At 72.7% G+C, this 14,968-nt stretch carries 12 protein-coding genes; 6 read left to right on the forward strand and 6 right to left on the reverse strand.

Annotated elements, in window-relative coordinates:
- Positions 1–198 precede the first annotated feature (198 nt).
- Both KUF83_RS06955 and KUF83_RS06960 read right to left on the reverse strand, forming a co-directional pair.
- Complete coding sequence (locus KUF83_RS06955; RefSeq protein ID WP_217453676.1) at positions 199–1,992, reverse strand: ABC transporter permease subunit; 1,794 nt, start codon at positions 1,990–1,992, stop codon at positions 199–201.
- Between the two features lie 6 nt (positions 1,993–1,998).
- Complete coding sequence (locus KUF83_RS06960; RefSeq protein WP_217453677.1) at positions 1,999–3,522, reverse strand: ABC transporter substrate-binding protein; 1,524 nt, start codon at positions 3,520–3,522, stop codon at positions 1,999–2,001.
- Between the two features lie 258 nt (positions 3,523–3,780).
- Between KUF83_RS06960 and KUF83_RS06965 the strand changes: the two genes are divergently transcribed.
- From KUF83_RS06965 to KUF83_RS06975, 3 genes are read left to right on the forward strand one after another with little or no spacing between them, the layout of a single operon-like run.
- Positions 3,781–4,416, forward strand: coding sequence for an ATP-binding cassette domain-containing protein (locus tag KUF83_RS06965; RefSeq protein ID WP_217453678.1), 636 nt, complete (start codon positions 3,781–3,783; stop codon positions 4,414–4,416).
- Complete coding sequence (locus tag KUF83_RS06970) at positions 4,413–5,291, forward strand: metal ABC transporter permease (RefSeq protein ID WP_217453679.1); 879 nt, start codon at positions 4,413–4,415, stop codon at positions 5,289–5,291. The genes KUF83_RS06965 and KUF83_RS06970 overlap by 4 nt, the downstream gene beginning before the upstream one ends.
- On the forward strand, positions 5,240–6,061 hold the full coding sequence (locus KUF83_RS06975) for a metal ABC transporter substrate-binding protein (protein ID WP_217453680.1): 822 nt from the start codon (positions 5,240–5,242) through the stop codon (positions 6,059–6,061). Before KUF83_RS06970 ends, KUF83_RS06975 begins: the two co-directional genes overlap by 52 nt.
- Positions 6,062–6,152: 91 nt before the next feature.
- Here the strand turns inward: KUF83_RS06975 and KUF83_RS06980 are convergent, their stop codons facing one another.
- Together KUF83_RS06980 and KUF83_RS06985 are read right to left on the reverse strand one after the other, a co-directional pair.
- Positions 6,153–7,820: a class I adenylate-forming enzyme family protein gene (locus KUF83_RS06980; RefSeq protein ID WP_217453681.1), complete on the reverse strand. Its 1,668-nt coding sequence runs from the start codon at positions 7,818–7,820 to the stop codon at positions 6,153–6,155.
- Positions 7,817–9,556 carry a CoA transferase gene (locus KUF83_RS06985; protein ID WP_217453682.1) on the reverse strand — a complete coding sequence of 580 codons (1,740 nt, stop codon included), beginning with the start codon at positions 9,554–9,556 and terminating at the stop codon, positions 7,817–7,819. Before KUF83_RS06985 ends, KUF83_RS06980 begins: the two co-directional genes overlap by 4 nt.
- Positions 9,557–9,681: 125 nt before the next feature.
- On the opposite strand from KUF83_RS06985, the gene KUF83_RS06990 reads away from it, so the two are divergent.
- Entirely contained in the window at positions 9,682–10,854 is a 1,173-nt protein-coding gene (locus KUF83_RS06990; protein ID WP_217453683.1) for an acyl-CoA dehydrogenase family protein, read from the forward strand.
- A 169-nt stretch (positions 10,855–11,023) separates the two neighbouring features.
- Here the strand turns inward: KUF83_RS06990 and KUF83_RS06995 are convergent, their stop codons facing one another.
- Together KUF83_RS06995 and KUF83_RS07000 are read right to left on the reverse strand one after the other, a co-directional pair.
- Positions 11,024–11,683: a hypothetical protein gene (locus KUF83_RS06995; RefSeq protein ID WP_308402931.1), complete on the reverse strand. Its 660-nt coding sequence runs from the start codon at positions 11,681–11,683 to the stop codon at positions 11,024–11,026.
- A 343-nt stretch (positions 11,684–12,026) separates the two neighbouring features.
- The gene (locus tag KUF83_RS07000) at positions 12,027–13,169 is read right to left on the reverse strand and encodes an MFS transporter (protein ID WP_254643468.1); all 1,143 of its coding nucleotides are present in this window, start codon (positions 13,167–13,169) and stop codon (positions 12,027–12,029) included.
- A gap of 249 nt (positions 13,170–13,418) precedes the next feature.
- On the opposite strand from KUF83_RS07000, the gene KUF83_RS07005 reads away from it, so the two are divergent.
- Both KUF83_RS07005 and KUF83_RS07010 read left to right on the forward strand, forming a co-directional pair.
- Positions 13,419–14,153, forward strand: coding sequence for a hypothetical protein (locus KUF83_RS07005; RefSeq protein ID WP_217453684.1), 735 nt, complete (start codon positions 13,419–13,421; stop codon positions 14,151–14,153).
- Between the two features lie 184 nt (positions 14,154–14,337).
- Entirely contained in the window at positions 14,338–14,958 is a 621-nt protein-coding gene (locus KUF83_RS07010; RefSeq protein ID WP_269250591.1) for a sigma-70 family RNA polymerase sigma factor, read from the forward strand.
- The last annotated feature ends 10 nt before the right edge of the window (positions 14,959–14,968 follow it).

A 14,968-nucleotide genomic window follows, 5' to 3' on the forward strand; every position in this document is an offset into this window, starting at 1 on the left:
GAGCGGCGCCGACGCAACGGGTGCAATGCCGTTCCGCTCGTCCCATGGTGGCGAGGGTGGTGCTGTCAACCGGGCCGTCCGGGAACCGGCTGGGTCAGGGACGACGTCGGGCAGGGCGTGCGGCGGACCGCTGCGGGACCCCGGCGACGTCCGCCCGTCCCGGCAGCAGCGGGAGGGGCGGGCCACACCCCACCCCGGTCATCCGCTGCTGGGACGGCTGCCGTCGGCGCGTCGGGAGCCGCCGCGTCTGGTCGCCGTACCGGACACGGATACGGCGAGGACGGACAGCAGGACGAGAGCGCAGGCCGGACCCAGCACGGTCCAGGGCGCCAGTTCCACGTACGGCTGGTTCTCCGACAGGAGGCGGCCCCACTCCGGAGTGGGTGGTTGCTCGCCCAGACCGAGGAAGCCGAGGGAGGCCAGGACAAGGACCGTGGTGGGCAGCCGCAGCATGGCGTTGCGCAGGACGGCGGGAAGCACCGCGGGGAGCAGGTGGTGGCGCAGCAGATACCGGCGGCCGGCGCCGAAGGAGATCGACGCGAGCATGTGACCGCTCGCCCTTTCCTGTTCGAGCAGGGCCGCGGCCTGGGCGGCGTACGGGCTCCAGCCGACCAGGCACACCGCGCACGCGGCACCCCACACCGATGGCCCGGTCACGGCGGTCGTCAGCAGTCCGGCGAGGACGGCCGGCAGCGTCGACACCACTTCGGTCAGGCCCGCGCCCACGTTGGTCGCCATGCCGATCAGCAGACCGATGACGGTGCTGATCGCCGTGACGGCGAGGGCTACGCCGGCCGTGAGCAGTGCCCCGTGGCCGAGCCGGGCCAGCAGGTCGCGGCCGAGGGAGTCCGTGCCCAGCGGGTGAGCGGTGGAGGGAGGCAGCAGCCGGGCGGCCGTGTCCACGTGCAGCGGATCGCGCAGCAGCCCGGCTGCGACCAGGGCGAGCAGGGTGATGGCACAGAACCCGGCGACCCAGCGGGTGGAGCGCCGGCTCGCGAGGGCCGGTGGGTGCAGGGCGGGCAGGGCGCCGTCCCGCAGGGCGGGGCCGAGGAGAAGCCGGCGCAGGGCTTTGACCAGCAGGCCTGCGACGACGCCGAGCAGGACGAGGACCAGCGTCGCCGTCTGCAGGGGAGGGAGATCCTGGGCGACGGCGGCGTCCAGGGCGAGTCGGCCCAGTCCCGGGATGTTGAAGATCTTCTCCACGGCGACCGCGCCGCCGACCAGGGCGACGACGGTCGGCAAGAGCTGGGGGAGTACCCCGGACTGCGCGCGGCGCAGGGCGTGACGGGCGATGCGGGCGGACGAGAACCCGAAGGCACGCCATGTGCGGGCCCACGGTTCGTTGAAGGCGGCGGGCAGCGCCTGGTCGAGCATCCCGCCGATCATCGCCCCGGACGGAACGCCGAGGGCGAGCGCGGGCAGCACCATCGACTGCGGTCCCTCCCAGCCCTGGGAGGGGAACCAGCCCAGCCACACTCCGCACACGGTGGCGAGCAGTGAGGCGAGCGTGAACTTGGGCAGTGAGGCGAGGACGGCGGCCCCGACGCCTGCGCGCCGCCGGTGCAGCCGTCGCCGGGATCCGAGATACAGGGTGCGCCCACAGACCGTCGCGGCCACCGCGATCGTGACCACGAGTGCGCCGAGCATCAGCGTGACGGAGACGGCGAGGGCGGCCGTCACCTGGGGCAGAACGGGTTCGCCGGACACCCAGGAGGTGCCCGCGTCGCCGAGCGGCAGCCCGCCCAACCAGTGGGCGAGGTGGGCGAAAGGCCCGTCGTCCAGGTTCAGTTGCTCTCGTACCGCGTTCAACTGCGCGGGCGTCGGGTCCTGGTCGGCGGAGCGGGCGCGCAGGACCGTCAGCGCGGGGTCGTTCCCCGACAGCCAGGGCAGCAGGGCGACGGCCGTGAGAAGCGCGGCCGCGGCGACGACGCGGCCGGCGCCCGCACGCCATTGGACGGGGCGGACATCGGCCCCGCCCGTGGTTTTGCTCATGCGCTGCTACTTCACTCGTGTGTCGACATCGATCAGAGAGCGCTCGCGGGGGTCGAGAATCACACCCTCCACATCGGTGCTGATGCCCTGAACGACCTTCTCGTGGACCAGGGGGACGACGGCGTCGGTGCGCAGGATCTCGGCCTCGGCCCGCATGGTCTTCTGCCGGCGCTTGTCGGTGTCGCCCTCCTCGGCGGCGGACTTGACGGCCTGGTCGACCTTGGGGTCCTTCAGTCCGGCGATGTTGTAGACGCCGTTGCTGGTGTAGTCGCTGGCGAGGTAGGCGACCGCGTCGCCGGTGTCGAGGAGGGTCACGCGGGAGAAGACGAGTGCGTCGTACTTGCCGGCGAGGAGGTCGGCTTCCATCTGGCTGTACTCGCGCACGTCCTGCTTGACGGTGAACCCGGCCTTCTCCAGCTGCTGTTGGAGGACGCTCGTGGCTTCGGGCAGTTCAGCGCGGTTGGTGATGGCGGCGAGGCGCAGCGTCTTGCCCTTGGTCCTCGACTTGACCTGTGCGGGGTTTGCGGCCTTGGCGCGGCCGGTCACCTCGACGCGGTCGTCGGCCGCCCAGGGGACGGCGGGGCCGAACAGGCCCTGGGCGGGGTCGGCGTATCCGCCGAAGACGGAGTCGACGAGGGCGGAGCCGTCCACGGCGTCGCGGGCGGCCGCGCGCAGTGCCCTGTCGGTGAGGAGGCCGCTCTTGGTGTTGAGGATGAGGCTGTCCGTCCGCACGGAGCGCACTTCGTGACGGGTGTCCTTGTCCAGCAGCTTCGCCTGGGCGGTGGGGATCCACTCGGCGATGTCGACGTCGCCGCCGCGCAGGGCGTTGGCGCGGGCCGTGCCGTCGGCGATCCAGGTGACGTCGATACCGGATGCCTTGGCCTTGCCGCCCCAGTAACCGTCGAACCGGTCGAGTGCGGCCTTGGTCTTCCCGTTCAGCTTCGTGATCCTGAAGGGGCCGGTGCCGGTGCCGACGGGGTCGGCGGTGCCTTCCTTCGCGTACGCCTTGCTGGAGAGGATGCCCAGCGCGGGGCTGGCGAGCCGCAACGGGAGCACCGGCTCGGGGGTCTTCGTGGTGATCGTGACGGTGTCGGCGTCGGTGGCCCTGGTGGTCAGGGTCACGTCGCTGAGGACGCGGGGTTTGGTCGTCGCGTCGCCCGCATGGTCCAGTGCGCGCACGACGGACTCGGCGGTGACCTCGGTGCCGTCCTGGAACGTGGCCTTGCGCAGCTCGAAGACCCAGGTGGTGGCGTTCTTCTGGGTCCAGGACTTCGCCAGTGCGGGTGCGGCGGTTCCCTCTTCGCTCAGAGCCGTGAGGCCCTCGGCCACGGAGAGCTTGCTCAGCACGGTGGCGTCATTGCTGTACGGAGACAGGGCCTGCGCCGGCGGTATCGCGAGGGCGACCCTCAGGCGCCCGCCCTGTCCCGATCCGGCACCTGCGTTCGAGGTGCCCTCGCCCGACGCGAAGCAGCCGGCCAGCAACGGGGTGAGAGCAAGGACCGCGAAGAGACCGCGGGAGGTGGTGCGCATGAGGTTCCTGTCGTGCGGGAGGCGTGGTCACGCCCCGGCGGGATGAACGCGGTGGCCAGGGCCGCGCCAGTCTATGAGGTAAGGCTTACCAAACTTTCATCGGGTAGGTGAATTCTCAACCAATGAGATCGCCTCGCCCGGAATGCCGCACATCCTCGGACGGCGACAGCGGGCCGCCCCGGACAGCCCGATGCCCCGCGATCCGCGGGAACCAGGCGTCCCTTCCCTCCGACTCCTGTGGGGAAGCGAGGAGGTGGCATGGACGGTCTGGACGTCCGGATGTGTGAAGTCGTCTGCCGTCACGGCCGGGTGGAGGCCGTCCGAGACGTCGACCTGGACGTCGCGGCGGGCCAACGGGTGGCCCTGACGGGCACCAACGGTTCGGGCAAGACCACGTTGCTGCGAGCTGTTCTCGGCCTGCACCGTCAGCACGGCGGCCGGATTCTCGTCGGCGGTCGGGACACGGAGAACGCGGCCGAGTGGGCCTGGCGGCGCCGGGCGTGCGCCTGGATCCCGCAGAAGCCCGCGGCCGGCCGGTTCCCGCTGCTGGCAAGGGAGTTGCTGGCGAGCAGCGGTGCGTGCGCCGAGGCGGTGGAAGCCGCGGAGAAGCTGGGCGTCGGGTCGTTGACGGGACGGGCGCTGCACACGCTGTCCGGTGGGCAGCTCCAGCGCATGTATCTGGCCCGCGCGGTCGGTTGCGTCGCTGCCGGTGCGGGCGTCCTGCTGGCCGACGAACCCACCGCCGCGCTCGACTTCAGCGGGCAGGAGGAGGCCGCCGACGTCCTGCTGTCCCTGCCCGTGACCGTCCTGGTCGTCACGCACGACCGGGCGCTCGCCGACCGCTGCGGCCGGGTGCTGGAAATGGCCGCAGGCCGGCTGAGGGAGGTCCGGTGAACACCCTCACCGCCGCCGACCTCGGTCCCCTGCTCGAACTCGTACCCGTCCAACGTGCGGGCGCCGCACTGTTGTTGGCCGCGATCGGTCTTCCTGTGATCGGTGTCGTGATCGTCGGGCTGGACATCATGCCGGTGCGGTTCGCGATGATGCATGTCGCCCTGCTGGGCATCGCGGTCGGGCTGCTGACCGGGCTCGATCCCATGCTGTGCGCGCTCGTCGCCTGTGCCCTCGCGGGCGCCGGGGTCGCGCCGCTCGCGCGCACCCCGGACGGCCTGTCGGGTGCGATGGGCCTGATGATGAGTCTGGCGATCGCCGCCGCGCTGCTGCTCCTGTCCGTGTCCGGGGTCAACGCCCAGGGAGCGTTCGCGCTGTTGTGGGGCTCGATCCTGTCCGTGGGCGTCGCCGACCTGTGGCTGCTGGGCGTGCTCGCGCTCGCCGTACCGGCCCTCTTCTGGTGGCGCCGCCGCGATCTCGCGCTGCTGCTCCACGACCGTGAACTCGCCCTCGCCTCGGGCGTGCGAGTCGACCTGCTCACCCTCCTGCTCCTCGTCCTGGTCGCGGTGTCCGTGGCGGGAGCCATCAAACTGACCGGCGCGCTGCTCGTCGACGCGCTGACCCTGCTGCCCGCGCTGGCCGCGCGACGGCTGGGCACCTCCCTGAAGTCCATCACCGCCTGGGCGATGGGCATCGGCGTCGTAGTGAACCTCACCGGGTTCCTGATCGCGCTGAAGCTCGACTGGCCGCCCGGGCCCGTGCTCGTCCTGACGGCCGGGGCCGCGGTCCTTGCCGTCCATCTCATCCCCGAACGGAGAATCAGCTCATGGCGCGCATCCGCGTCCGCATCGCCCGTGTCCCTTCCGTCCTCGCACTGAGCCTGAGTACCGCGCTCGTCCTGGCCGTCACCGGCTGCGGCGCCGACCAGGCCGAGTCGGACGCGGGCACGAGTGGGAAGAAGAACGACGACGCGCCGGTCGTCGTGGCCACCACCAGCTGGGAGGGCGCCTTCGCGAAGGCCGCGGGTGCCAAGGACGTGAAGGTCATCGTCCCGTCGTCCGCCCAGCACGCCCCGGACTACGACCCCAGGCCGTCCGACCTCACGGCCGTCGCGGGCGCCGACTTCGTCCTCTACGCCCCCTTCGAACCGTACGCAGAGAAGATCAAGGAAGCCGCCGGGTCCGACGCGAAACTGGTCGAGGTCGACCTCGACAACGACGCCGACAAGGTGAGCGCCGAGGTGAGGCGTCTGGGCAAGCTGTTCGGCACCGGGGACGCGGCCGCGCGATGGGACAGCTCCTTCAAGAGCGAGTACGGCACGCTGCAGAAGGAGCTCAAGGAGGCGTGGCCGGGCGGCAGGGCACCGGCGGTCGTCGCCCAGGTGTTCTCCGTCTGGTCGGCGAAGCTGGCAGGAGCCCAGGTGAGCGGTACCTACGGCCCTGAGGCCGTGACGGCCAAGCAGCTGTCCGACCTGTCGAGGAAGAAGCCGGCGTACGTCTTCGACAACGTGCACATGACGACGGGCGAGGTGCTGCCGGACTCGGGGGCGAAGCAGGTGGAGATCGTCAACTACCCGGGCAGGGACCTGGATCTGCTGACCGTCTACAAGAACGCGGCGGAGACGATCGAGAAGGCGATGACCGCGTAGCGAGAGGGACGAGCACGCTGGGAGCGGGCGAGTCCGCCGACACGGGTGCGGGGCCGCCGGGAGACGTCCGGCGGCCCCGCACCCGTACGGGTCAGACTGCCTGCGCCGTAGGCTCCGGAGCGGATGCCGAGCAGCGCTCCCGCAGCAGCGCCCGGTCCGGCTTGCCCGCGGGCGTCAACGGCAACTCCGCGACGACCAGCAGACGTTCGGGATGCTTGCGCCGCTCGAGACCACGCTCGTCCAGATGCCTGGACAGCTCCTGCACAGTGGGTGCCGCGCCGCGCGGCACCACGCAGGCTGCCAGCCGCTCGCCCATCAGCGCGTCCGGCACCCCGACACAGACCACGTCCCGGACGAGCGGGTGGACGGCGAGCTCCATCTCCACCTCGGCCGGGCTGATGTTGGCCCCGCCCCGGATGACGACGTCCTTGAGGCGGCCGACGATCCGCAGGGTGCCGTCGCCCTCGATGAGGCCGAGGTCGCCGGTGCGTACCCAGCCGTCGGCGGTGCGGTAGCGGGCGTCGAGGTCGGGATCGGCGACGTAGCACAGCGGTGTCATGGGACCGCGGGCGACGATCTCGCCGACGGAGCCCTGCGGCGCCTCCCGCAGCTCGCGGGTGCCGGGAACGGCGATGCGGATGTCGGCGACGCGCGGGTCGGGATGTCCCGCGAGGACGCCCGGTCCTTCCCCGCGCAGGGGTTCGTCGCCCAGGCCGGTGTGGCAGTTGACGCCGTCCGCCGAGCCGTAGAGGTTCACGACCGGGCAGCCGAAGACCCGGCGAGCCTCCTCGGCCGTGGCCTCGTCGAGCGGCGAGCCGCCGACGATCACAGCCGTCGGGGGAGCGAACGCCGGGAGATGGCCCTCGGAGATGTGGTCCAGCATCATCCGGATCATGGTCGGCACGCCCAGGACGTGCGTGGGCTCGTGCGCGGCGAGCGAGGCAAAGGCCGCCTCGGGAGTGAAGTGGTCCAGCAGGACGAGCGTTCCGCCGTGCCGGGAAAGGGTGACGGCGGTGCCGTTGCTGCCGAACGCCGAGGCCAGGGGGACGAGGAACAGGCAGCGTGGCGGCTGCCCGTCGGGTATGAGGGAGGCGAGGAAGTTGCCGCGGCCTCCGGCCAGCGCGTTGTGGGAGTACGCCACCATCTTCGGCTCGGCCTCGGAGCCGGACGAGACCAGGATGCGGGCGGCTGAGTCGGGGTCGGCGCGGGCCGGGCTGAAGGACGTGGGGTCGGTGCGCAGCAGTGAGGAGAGCGCGACCGTGCCGCCGGGGGCGGCACCCGGACCGGCACTGATCACCGTACGCAGGCAGGGCAGTTCACCGGTCAGGGCGAGCAGGCCGGCGGCGTGCCGGTTGCCACGGTGCTCGGTGGCGGCGATGACGGCGACTGCCTCCGCCCGGCGCAGGAGCGAGGCCGCCTCGTGGTGGCCGCGGCCGACCGGGAAGGGCAGCGCGACAGCGCCCAGCGCGGCCAGGGCTAGGTCGGCGATGACCGCGTTGCGCCCGTTGGGCAGTTGTATGCCGACGACGTCACCGGCGCGTATGCCGAGCCCGGACAGCCCGGCGGCCAGACATCGCACCTTGCGGTCCAGCGCGGTGTAACAGAGCTTCCCCTTGGCGTCGAGGACCGCGGTGTGGTGCGGATCGGCGATCTGACGGGACCGGTAGAGGCTGTAGAGGTCGAGGTCGGGACAGGTTCCGTCGACCGCCCAGGCACGGCGCAGCTCTGTGGGCAGCAGGTCGTGCAGGGCCACGGTCATGCGAAGCTCCAGGGGGTCGGGACGGCGGGTGCGCCGTGGTCGTCGCGGCTGATCGAGCCGGCGGAGAGGAGAGCGGCGAGGTCGGTGACGACCGGGACGGCGAAGAGACCACGCCCGCGCAGCCGCTCCAGAGCCTGACCGGTGGACAGTTCGCGCACGTCGTACGGGATCGCGCCATGATCGGGAAGGGCGATCCAGCCGTCGGCGGTGGGCAGCGGGCGGCGGAACCCGGCCGGCCGGCGCGGGTCGAGCCCTTGCGCGGCCCGGGCACGGGCGGGTGCCGTGAGCACGTCGGCGGCGCCGAGCAGGGACGAGTCGACGCGCACCCCGCGGCCGGTGCGCTCACGCAGCAGCAGCCCCGCCAGGATCCCCTCGGCGCCGAGCAGCCCGCCGAGCACGTCCAGCAGTGTCATCAGGGACGGCGCGGGAGGTTCGTCGGCGGGCCGTGCGGCCTCGCCCACTCCGGTACGGGCCTGCACCATGAAGTCGGTGCCCATGGGAGCGTCCGGCAGCCGCCCGGCCCAGCCGCTGGTGTACGCGTAGACGAGCGCGGGGTGTGCGGCGGCCAGGTGCTCGTGGTCGAGGCCGAGTTGTGCGGCCTTGCCGGGCGCCCAGTTGTGCAGGAACACGTCGGCGCCCGCGGCCATCTCCCGCAGACGCTCCCGGTCGGCCGGGGACTTGATGTCCACCTCGACGGCCTTCTTGCCCCGGTTCAGCGCGAGCCATCGCGCCGAGACACCCGAGCAGGCGGGCGGCATACCGCGCAACGGGTCGCCGCCCGGTGGCTCGATCCGGACGACCTCCGCGCCCAGCAGGCCGAGAAGATGCGCGCAGAGGGGGGCCTGAATGCGGCGGCCCGCCTCCAGGACGGTGAACCCGGCCAGCGGCAGACCGTCACTCGCTCCACCCGGGAGGTGACCGGCGTGGTGCGAGGTCAGTTCCCAGGGTGGCGCGCCGTCGTACTCGGCGGCCCGTTCGACCAGTGACCGCAGCGGGCACACGTCGGCGCCGGAGCTCCCGGCGGCGTGCCGGACCCGCTGCCAGGAACTCGCCCGCACCGTCTCGTGCAGTGACTGCGGAAACGCGGCACACGCGGTGGCGTAACGGAACTGGAAGGGCCGCCACCCCTGACGTATCGCCTCCTCGGGAGCGTCGAGGGCGCGCCAGAACGCCGCCCATACGCCCGGATCGAGTGTCTCCAGCTCGAACACGGTCCCGTCGGCGCAGGTGAAGGGCGGTCCGCCCGGCGCGAGTTCGGCGGCCTCGGCCTCCTCGGCCCCGGAGGCGGCCAGGTACTGCGATATCGCGAGCAGACCGGCGCGCTCGGCGCTCACCTCCACCTGTTCGCTGAATCCGCCCCCGCGGGCCGAGGCCAGGAGGTTGGCCAGCAGGCCCTGCACGGCGAGCACTCCGGTGGCGGTGGCGGCGTAGTCGACGGCGAGGCCGCGCGGGGAGCCGTCGCGCCGACCGTGCACCGCCATGATGCCCGTCGTCGCCTGAGCGGTGGCCTCGTCGGTCGTGGCTCCGCCCCAGGTGGTGCGGGCGGTGACCTCGCCGAGGCCGTGGCCGGTCACGGTGAACGTGCTGCCACCGCTCTCCTCGCCCTGGGCGCCGAGCAGCCGCAGATGCTCCGCGACGAGTCCGTCCGCCGGACCCGGTGGGCCGGAGCTCTTCAGCCGGAGTCCGTCGAGAGGGCTGCCCGTCCGAGTGATCGCCGGCGTGGCTGGAGTCGCCATGCCTCTCCTTTCCTGACGCACGGGAACCCGGGGGCCCTCGCCCCCGACCTGTTCCACGGAAGAAGGAGTCGGACGGTCGACGGCCGGGGTTCCCGTGCCCTTGGGGAAAGTGAGGAAAGATCCGCATGGAGGAGACCACCGGGGCACCCAAGTGCCCAGTGGAAACACGGGAGTTGCGGGACAGCGTCGCGGCGTTCGTGCGCGACCGGGTGGTGCCCCGTGAGTCGCTGCTGGACGCCGGCGGACCGGAGGCGGCAGCCGTCCTGCGCGCGTTGCAGAAGGCCGCGAGAGCCGAGGGCCTGTGGGCGTTGCCGCTTCCCGTCGAGCTCGGAGGGCAGGGGCTGCCCCTGAGGGCGTACGCCCATGTCGCCGAGGCCGAGGGAGCCAGCGACCACGGGCCGGCCGCCCTCGGATCGGCGCCCCTGCTCGACGCGCTGCTGCTCTGGCGGCACGGCTCCCCGGACGTCCGCGAGCGGTACGCCGAGCGCCTGGTCGCAGGAGACATACGGGCCTGCTACGCGATGACCGAGCCCGAGACACCGGGCACCGACCCCTTCCTGACCGGCACACGTGCGGTGTCGGCCGAAGGCGGCGGCTGGCGGGTGAACGGGCGCAAGTGGTTCACCAGCGGGGCGGCCGAAGCCGACCTCGTCACGGTCCTCGCCCGCACCGACGGCGAACCGCCGGACCGCGAAGGGCTGTCGCTCTTCCTGGTGCCCACCTCGGCACCCGGCTTCCGCATGGTGCGCGAACTGCCTGTGTTCGGGGTCGGTGGCCAGTGTGAGATCGCCCTTGACGAGGTTCTGGTCGCCGGGGACCACCTGATCGGCGAGCGCGGCAAGGCTCTCGACATCGCGGGAGAACGGCTCCAACTCGGCCGAACCCTGCGCTGCCTGCGCTGGTTGGGTCAGGCACGCCGCGCCTTCGACCTGATGCGCGAGCGGGCCATGACCCGCACCCGCTCCCGGGGCCCGCTCGGCGAACTGCAGCTCGTCCAGCAGCACGTCTTCGAGTCACTGCTCGCCCTGCGGACAACCCGCCCGCTCGTGTACGAAGCCGTTGCCCGTCTCGACGCGGGGCTCGACGCACATGTGGAGGTCGGACTGGCCAAGGTGGCGGCCGCCCGCACCCTCCAGCAGGTGGCCGACGCGGCGATCCAGGTCCATGGAGCAGCGGGTCTCGGCCCGGACACCGTGCTGCCCGCCCTGTTCCGCACCGGCAGGGCCGCCCGCATTCTCGACGGCCCGGACGAACTCCACATCACGTCGGTCGCGCACCGGGTCCTGCGCACCACCTAGCTGCAACATCTCGGCGCCCGGGGCCGGGCGCCGGCCCAGCCAACTACCCACGAGCGGAGGGACGTTGGGGTAGCGGTCGAGCCCATGCACTGTTCGGGCGGGGTGGCCGATTCTGGTCGAATGCGGCGCCGGCGAGCGGCGGCACATGGCGGCACTGCCGGCGGAGCGCTCAGGCGTCGTGCGGGTCGACGAGGCCCGTGAGCGCGGCGAGTGCGTACGCGAGGAAGAAGTCGCCCCAGATCAGCTCGTGGTGTGTCGCTGTTCCGGAGGCGAGGTCGTAGCAGCCGTTCACGAGGCGGCCGTCCGGTGTGACATGGGTGCGGACCAGTGCGTCGAGCAGGGCGACGGCGTGGGCGCGGTGCCCGAGCTTGAGCAGGGCCACCGCGGTGATGGCGGTGGCGGAGGTGTCGAGAGGACCGTCGGGGTGTGCCTCGTCCGCCGGAGGCACCACAGGCTCCTGGAGCAGGCTGCTCACGACGGGTCGGAACGCGTCGGTGTCGAGATGGTGCGGGGCGTCGGCGACGGCCAGGAGCAGCCAGGCGCGGCCCCGGCTCCAGCCGGGCGGCGGATCGTCGCAGGGAACCCAGCCCACGGACCGCTCGAACCGCCAGGACCAGTGGAAGGGGAAGGGGGCCTCGCCCGCGCAGAGTTCGAGGTGCCGGCGCAGATGGGACTCGGCCGCTTGGGGGTCCGCCGAGGCCAGCAGCGGCACCATGCCCGGAACCCCGTCCACGCGCGCCAGAAGACGGGGCCCACCGAACGCCGAGCCCCAGGGAACCACCCCGAGTTCCCAGTCGTACGCGTCCCGGCAGGCCTCGGCGGCCCGCACCCGCAGAGAGACGGCCTCAGGCGCGTCGGCGAGAGCTGTCCGCGCGCGGCCGTGTCGGTGTCCACCCAGTCGGCGAGCCGGCCCGTGCACCGCAGGGCAGCCTCGCGATCGGCCTCCTGCCGGGTGTGCCGGGCGCGGAGCCACAACAGTCCTGCCCAGAAGCCGCCCGTCCACGAGCCTCGCCCGGTCGTCGTCCACCTGCCGCTGCCGGGCTCCGCGAACAGGGGGAAACGGTCGCCGGCTTCGGCCCGGGTGACGGCCACCCGGTCGAGGACGGACTCCAGCGCCGGCCCGGCCCAGTCGGGTACGGCAGACCTGGGGTCCGTCGCCGCACGTGGCGTGCTCATCCCGGTACGACCGGTCGTCGCTCGCGCACCGCCCAGAGGAGGGCCACCCCGCACGCGGCCAGGAACTCTCCCGCGACCAGCAGCCATCCCGCCCCGTACTGACCGGCAGCAGCCAACAGCCCGAACAGCGGTGGACCGATCGCGAACCCGGCGAAGAAGCCGGCCGAGGCCAGCGCCGAGTCCTGTCCGGCCCGGCCGGGCGCCGCACGCTGCATCACCAGCACCATCGAGACCGCGTTCGCCGCGACCGCGAAGACGCCCACGAGCACCGCGGCGACCCAGGCCAGCGGGTGCGCGTACGCGGAGGCCGTGAGCAGCAGCGCCGAGCCCACGGCCCCGGCCGCGAGGCCGCCCGGCAGCCACACGGCCAGGCCGGGCCGTCCCGCGACCCTGGACCAGCCCAGCCGCCCGGCGATCCCGGCGACGCCCAGCACCGCCACCAGAGCGGCGGCCGCGGTCGGGCCGAGCTCGAGCCGCCGCACGCCGTAGAGGGCGAGGTAGGTGTTCACGGAGGCGATGCCGGAGCCCAGCAGCAGCGAGTAGACCGCCAGCCAGGCGATCGTGCCCCGGGGCATCCAGGAGGCGGGTACGTACTTCGGGGGCGGATCGGCGGGCAGGATCCGGGCCGCCCAGACCGCGGCCACCAGGGCCGTCGCCGCGGCCGCCCACACCGCGCCCCGCCAGCCGACCTCGCCGGCCAGCACGGCCAGCGGCAATCCGGCGGCGAACGCGCCCAGCTGCACGCCCGACTGCTTCGCCCCGGTCACCGGGCCACGACGCTCGGCGGGGACGGAGGCCAGGATCGTCTTGTTCGTGGCGGGGTTCGCCAGCGCCTGTGGCAGCCCGCCCAGTGCGACCGCCGCCAGCAGGAACCCGGCCCCGGACGCCGTCCCGATCAGTGCGAGTGCCGACGCCGACACGAGCAGCAGCGCGATGAGGCAGCGGCGCGGGCCGAACCGGTCCACCACGCGTCCGCCGGCCGGTGACAGCACGGCCGCCGCGCCGAAGCCGACCGTCGTGGTCAGGCCCAGCACGGTCGGCGACACCTCCAGGTCGTCCACGAGTCGCGGGCCGAGGGCGCCGAGCAGGAACAACTGCATCATCGAGAAGGCCATGGCGCATGTCAGCAGCGCGGTCATGGCTCCGGTCCCACGCGCCGGTCGGCTTCCGGCCGCGGTCCGGACGTCACGCTGCTCCGCCGACACCGGCGCCCCTCCTCAACCCCGGGCGGCTTTCCCGGGTCTTGGACAGGTGTCGCTCGGAACCCTCCCCGAGTTCCCACGAGTTGCTGTGACGTGGATCACTACGTCAGGGCTGAGTCGGGAACCGGGGGCGTTTGCGTACCCTCCCATGACACATGAGATCGGTACTGCGAGGATGAGGCCGCCATGACTGCTGGGTGGTGTTCTCGCTCGCTCAGGGCCGCTGTGTTCGCGGCCCTCAGCGTGCTGCTCGCTGCCCTGGGGCACGTCATGATGTCGGGGAGCGCGGTGCCCTGGTGGGCCATCGCGGCGGCGGTGTCGGTGACCGGCGGCGTGGCCTGGCGACTGGCCGGCCGCGAGCGCGGCCCTGTCGGGGTCGCCTCCGTCACGGTCGTGGCCCAGGCCGTACTCCACGCGTCGTTCTCGTTCGCCCAGGCCGTCGCGCACCCCCAGCCGTCCGGAGACCGGTCCCTCGTCCAGCAGTGGCTGGGCTACCTGACGTGCGGTTCGCCCACGGGGCCGGGCGGGCGGCACAGCACCATGCCGGCGTCCATGGACTCCATGGACCATTCCACGGGTGCCATGCACGCCATGGGATCGATGGATCACATGGAAACCGCGCAGGCCATGGACCACGGCATGGGCGGCGTCTCCTCGACCGGCATGCTCGTCGCCCACCTGCTGGCCGCGCTGCTCTGCGGTCTGTGGCTCGCCCGCGGCGAGCGCGCCGCGTTCCGCATCCTGCGGGCGTTCACCGGCTGGCTCGTGGCGCCGCTGCGGCTGATCCTCCGGCTGCCCGCGCCGCCGCACCGTCCACGCCTTCGCGTCCGGCGGGACCGTTCACACCACGCACTGCGGCAGCTCCTTCTCACACATGCGATCACTTCTCGGGGACCACCCGCAGGGACCGCTGTCGCCTGACGACAGCCGGCTTCCCGAGGCCGTCCCCGGCGGCGAACAAGCCGTCGGCTCCAGCCTCGGGCATCGGCCGCGCCCCTTCGGCGCACGGCCGTTTCCTGCTTCCCCGGTTCCCTTGCTGCCCGTTGCTCCGCGCGAGGCGGCCTGGACACCGGTTCCCTGGATTTCCGAGAAGGAGACACTCCCGGTGATCACTTCTACCCTGCCCTCGGCGCGCGAAGATCTGAGAGAGGTCTCGCGCGACGAGTCGATCACGGCCTGGGCGCTGGCGGCCCGCAGCGGCGACCGCGACGCCGTCGATCTCTTCGTCCGATCCCTGCACCGAGACGTCCGCCGCTATGTGACGTTCCTCGGCGCCGACCCGCAGAGCGCCGACGACCTGACCCAGGACACGTTCCTGCGTGCCCTGGGCAGCCTGCACCGGTTCGAAGGCCGTTCCTCGGCGCGTACCTGGCTGCTGTCCATCGCCCGCCGGGCGGTGATCGACAGCATCCGCCACAGCGCCTCCCGCCCTCGCGTCTCGAGCACGGACGACTGGGAGTCGGCCGCGGAACGCACCCAGCAGGTCGGCCTGCCGGGCTTCGACGAGGGCATCGCCCTCGCCCAGCTGCTGGACATGCTCCCGGACGACCGCCGGGAGGCGTTCGTCCTCACGCAGATGGTGGGCCTGCCCTACGCGGAGGCGGCTGTCGTCAGTGACTGCCCCGTCGGCACGGTGCGCTCACGGGTGGCCCGCGCCCGTATGTCGTTGATCGCGTCCCTGGCGGACGACGCCGACGGCCCCCGGCCGGCGGCCATAGCCGCCTGACTCACCTGGG

This window comes from Streptomyces sp. BV286 (genome assembly GCF_019090165.1).
In the GTDB taxonomy this organism is placed as follows: Bacteria; Actinomycetota; Actinomycetes; order Streptomycetales; family Streptomycetaceae; genus Streptomyces.